The sequence below is a fragment of the Aestuariirhabdus litorea genome (assembly GCF_003864255.1).
Lineage (GTDB): Bacteria > Pseudomonadota > Gammaproteobacteria > Pseudomonadales > Aestuariirhabdaceae > Aestuariirhabdus > Aestuariirhabdus litorea.
The window spans coordinates 1-5,195 of the sequence record NZ_QWEZ01000005.1; the positions used below are offsets into that span (position 1 = coordinate 1).

Annotated in this window: 2 tRNA genes and 3 rRNA genes; all 5 read right to left on the bottom strand. The window is 51.9% G+C overall.

The features are described from left to right. Positions 1 to 39 precede the first annotated feature (39 nt). A 5S ribosomal RNA gene (rrf, locus tag D0544_RS16990) occupies positions 40 to 155 on the bottom strand. Between the two features lie 138 nt (positions 156 to 293). Then, positions 294 to 3,183, bottom strand: a 23S ribosomal RNA gene (locus D0544_RS16995). 257 nt (positions 3,184 to 3,440) lie between these two features. After that, positions 3,441 to 3,516 (bottom strand) — tRNA-Ala (locus tag D0544_RS17000). A gap of 5 nt (positions 3,517 to 3,521) precedes the next feature. After that, positions 3,522 to 3,598, bottom strand: a tRNA-Ile gene (locus D0544_RS17005). A 119-nt stretch (positions 3,599 to 3,717) separates the two neighbouring features. Beyond that, positions 3,718 to 5,195: ribosomal RNA gene (locus D0544_RS17010) — 16S ribosomal RNA — on the bottom strand; the annotation flags it as partial.

A 5,195-nucleotide genomic window follows, 5' to 3' on the forward strand; every position in this document is an offset into this window, starting at 1 on the left:
AAAAACCCCGACCTGTGCAGATCGGGGTTTTGTGTAAAAGCTTGACGATGACCTACTCTCACATGGGGAAACCCCACACTACCATCGGCGCTAAGAGGTTTCACTTCTGAGTTCGGGATGGGATCAGGTGGGACACTCTCGCTATGGTCGTCAAGCATAACCGGTTGGATAAACAACCATCTCTGGCTGCCTACCCTGAAACTGTGTCAGTAATACTGAGTCTTAATCGATCAATCTCGTCGCAATTCGCGAACTCTATGATCACTTCTGTTTCCAAATAACTTTGGCGTTATATGGTCAAGCCTCACGAGCAATTAGTACTGGTTAGCTCAACGCCTCACAACGCTTACACACCCAGCCTATCAACGTCGTAGTCTTCAACGGCTCTTCAGGGCCCTCAAGGGGCCAGTGAGATCTCATCTTGAAGGGGGCTTCCCGCTTAGATGCTTTCAGCGGTTATCCCGTCCGAACATAGCTACCGGGCAATGCGTCTGGCGACACAACCCGAACACCAGAGGTTCGTCCACTCCGGTCCTCTCGTACTAGGAGCAGCTCTTCTCAAATCTCAAACGTCCACGGCAGATAGGGACCGAACTGTCTCACGACGTTCTAAACCCAGCTCGCGTACCACTTTAAATGGCGAACAGCCATACCCTTGGGACCGGCTTCAGCCCCAGGATGTGATGAGCCGACATCGAGGTGCCAAACACCGCCGTCGATGTGAACTCTTGGGCGGTATCAGCCTGTTATCCCCGGAGTACCTTTTATCCGTTGAGCGATGGCCCTTCCATACAGAACCACCGGATCACTAAGACCTACTTTCGTACCTGCTCGACTTGTCAGTCTCGCAGTCAAGCGCGCTTGTGCCTTTACACTAACCGTACGATGTCCGACCGTACTTAGCGCACCTTCGTGCTCCTCCGTTACTCTTTGGGAGGAGACCGCCCCAGTCAAACTACCCACCACACACTGTCCTCGATCCGGATAACGGACCAGAGTTAGAACCTCAAACATACCAGGGTGGTATTTCAAGGATGGCTCCACGATAACTGGCGTTACCGCTTCAAAGCCTCCCACCTATCCTACACAAATAGGTTCAAAGTCCAGTGTGAAGCTGTAGTAAAGGTTCACGGGGTCTTTCCGTCTAGCCGCGGATACACTGCATCTTAACAGCGATTTCAATTTCACTGAGTCTCGGGTGGAGACAGCTTGGCCATCGTTACGCCATTCGTGCAGGTCGGAACTTACCCGACAAGGAATTTCGCTACCTTAGGACCGTTATAGTTACGGCCGCCGTTTACCGGGGCTTCGATCAAGAGCTTCGCCGAAGCTAACCCCATCAATTAACCTTCCGGCACCGGGCAGGCGTCACACCGTATACGTCCACTTTCGTGTTTGCACAGTGCTGTGTTTTTAATAAACAGTCGCAGCCAACTGGTATCTTCGACCGCCAACAGCTTAGGGAGCAAGTCCCATCACCATCAGCGGCGCACCTTCTCCCGAAGTTACGGTGCCATTTTGCCTAGTTCCTTCACCCGAGTTCTCTCAAGCGCCTTGGTATTCTCTACCTGACCACCTGTGTCGGTTTGGGGTACGGTTCGTATTTACCTGAAGCTTAGAAGTTTTTCCTGGAAGCATGGCATCAACCACTTCGCGATCCAAAGGATCACTCGTCATCAGTTCTCAGCCTTAAGGACCCGGATTTACCTAAGTCCTCAGCCTACAACCTTAAACAGGGACAACCAACGCCCTGATGGCCTAGCCTTCTCCGTCACTCCATCGCAGTAAATACAAGTACGGGAATATTAACCCGTTTCCCATCGACTACGGCTTTCGCCCTCGCCTTAGGGGCCGACTCACCCTGCGCCGATTAACGTTGCGCAGGAACCCTTGGTCTTCCGGCGGGGAAGTTTCTCACTCCCCTTATCGTTACTCATGTCAGCATTCGCACTTCTGATACCTCCAGCAAACCTCTCGATTCACCTTCAACGGCTTACAGAACGCTCCTCTACCATGCGTGTAAACACGCATCCGCAGCTTCGGTTATCAGTTTGAGCCCCGTTACATCTTCCGCGCGGGCCGACTCGACTAGTGAGCTATTACGCTTTCTTTAAAGGATGGCTGCTTCTAAGCCAACCTCCTAGCTGTCTAAGCCTTCCCACATCGTTTCCCACTTAACTGATATTTGGGACCTTAGCTGGCGGTCTGGGTTGTTTCCCTCTTGACAACGGACGTTAGCACCCGCTGTCTGTCTCCCATGATTGCACTCACCGGTATTCGGAGTTTGCATGGGGTTGGTAAGTCGGGATGACCCCCTAGCCCAAACAGTGCTCTACCCCCGGTGGTGATACATGAGGCGCTACCTAAATAGCTTTCGAGGAGAACCAGCTATCTCCGGGCTTGATTAGCCTTTCACTCCGATCCACAGCTCATCCCCTGGCTTTTCAACGACAGTGGGTTCGGGCCTCCAGTTGATGTTACTCAACCTTCACCCTGGCCATGGATAGATCGCCCGGTTTCGGGTCTAATCCCAGCGACTCGACGCCCTATTAAGACTCGGTTTCCCTACGCCTCCCCTATTCGGTTAAGCTTGCCACTGAAATTAAGTCGCTGACCCATTATACAAAAGGTACGCAGTCACAGAACAAGTCTGCTCCCACTGCTTGTACGCATACGGTTTCAGGTTCTATTTCACTCCCCTCAACGGGGTTCTTTTCGCCTTTCCCTCACGGTACTGGTTCACTATCGGTCAGTTGGGAGTATTTAGCCTTGGAGGATGGTCCCCCCATATTCAGTCAAAGTTTCACGTGCTCCGACCTACTCGATTTCACTTCAAAAGACCTTTCGTATACGGGGCTATCACCCACTACGGCCGCACTTTCCAGAGCGTTCTACTAAATCTTAAGAAGCTTAAGGGCTAATCCGCGTTCGCTCGCCGCTACTTACGGAATCTCGGTTGATTTCTTTTCCTCCGGGTACTTAGATGTTTCAGTTCCCCGGGTTCGCCTCCTTAACCTATGTATTCAGTTAAGGATACCTGGCTTACACCAGGTGGGTTTCCCCATTCAGACATCTCCGGATCAAAGGTCATTTGCCACCTCCCCGAAGCTTTTCGCAGGCTATCACGTCTTTCATCGCCTCCAACTGCCAAGGCATCCACCGTATGCGCTTAATCACTTGACCATATAACCCAAAATCATCTGAATTACATGAGCGATCATTTTTAACGACATTCGCCGAATTACTTGAGATTTTCTCAATTAATCCTCAGCATCTACCTTCCACTGCACAAAGAGCTAAGTGCAATTTCCAGTAGACATTTTGTACTACTATCACAGTTTCATATTGTTAAAGAACGATGGACATAAAGTCCCTGGTCAAAGACCAGAAAACAATCCTCGACAGGCTAAGCCTGCAAGCATTCTTTTCTGAACTTCTAATGGTGGAGCCAGGGAGGATCGAACTCCCGACCTCCTGCGTGCAAAGCAGGCGCTCTCCCAGCTGAGCTATGGCCCCGTAATTGGTGGGTCTGGGCCGATTTGAACGGCCGACCTCACCCTTATCAGGGGTGCGCTCTAACCAACTGAGCTACAGACCCAATCTCGTCCTGAACAGCANCACCCTTTCAGGATGCTCTTTACTGAGCTTTTCCAGCATCTTTAAACAGCGATCAAGTAATTTGTGTGGATACTTATCCAGAGACTTCGTCTCATCGTTTAAGGAGGTGATCCAGCCCCAGGTTCCCCTAGGGCTACCTTGTTACGACTTCACCCCAGTCATGAATCACACCGTGGTAACCGTCCTCCCGAAGGTTAGACTAGCTACTTCTGGTGCAACCCACTCCCATGGTGTGACGGGCGGTGTGTACAAGGCCCGGGAACGTATTCACCGTGACATTCTGATTCACGATTACTAGCGATTCCGACTTCATGGAGTCGAGTTGCAGACTCCAATCCGGACTACGAAACGTTTTATGGGATTAGCTCCACCTCGCGGCTTGGCAACCCTTTGTACGCTCCATTGTAGCACGTGTGTAGCCCTGGTCGTAAGGGCCATGATGACTTGACGTCGTCCCCACCTTCCTCCGGTTTGTCACCGGCAGTCTCCTTAAAGTTCCCACCATTACGTGCTGGCAAATAAGGACAAGGGTTGCGCTCGTTACGGGACTTAACCCAACATCTCACGACACGAGCTGACGACAGCCATGCAGCACCTGTCACTCAGTTCCCGAAGGCACCAATCCATCTCTGGAAAGTTCTGAGGATGTCAAGACCAGGTAAGGTTCTTCGCGTTGCTTCGAATTAAACCACATGCTCCACCGCTTGTGCGGGCCCCCGTCAATTCATTTGAGTTTTAATCTTGCGACCGTACTCCCCAGGCGGAGAACTTATTGCGTTAGCTGCGCCACTAAAGAGTCAAGCTCCCCAACGGCTAGTTCTCATCGTTTACGGCGTGGACTACCAGGGTATCTAATCCTGTTTGCTCCCCACGCTTTCGTACCTCAGCGTCAGTGTCAGTCCAGGGAGTCGCCTTCGCCACTGGTGTTCCTTCCTATATCTACGCATTTCACCGCTACACAGGAAATTCCACTCCCCTCTACCGCACTCTAGTCAATCAGTTCGGGATGCAGTTCCCAGGTTGAGCCCGGGGCTTTCACATCCCACTTAACAAACCGCCTACGCACGCTTTACGCCCAGTAATTCCGATTAACGCTTGCACCCTCCGTATTACCGCGGCTGCTGGCACGGAGTTAGCCGGTGCTTCTTCTGTTGGTAACGTCACAGCTGCAGGGTATTAACCTACAACCTTTCCTCCCAACTGAAAGTGCTTTACAACCCTAAGGCCTTCTTCACACACGCGGCATGGCTGCATCAGGCTTTCGCCCATTGTGCAATATTCCCCACTGCTGCCTCCCGTAGGAGTCTGGGCCGTGTCTCAGTCCCAGTGTGGCTGATCATCCTCTCAGACCAGCTACGGATCGTCGCCTTGGTAGGCCTTTACCCTACCAACTAGCTAATCCGACGCGGGCTCATCCAATAGCGAGAGCTTTCAAGAAGAGGCCCCCTTTTCCCCGTAGGGTGTATGCGGTATTAATCCGAATTTCTCCGGGCTATCCCCCACTACTAGGTAGATTCCCACGCGTTACTCACCCGTCCGCCGCTCGACGCCTGATAGCAAGCTATCATCGTTTCCGC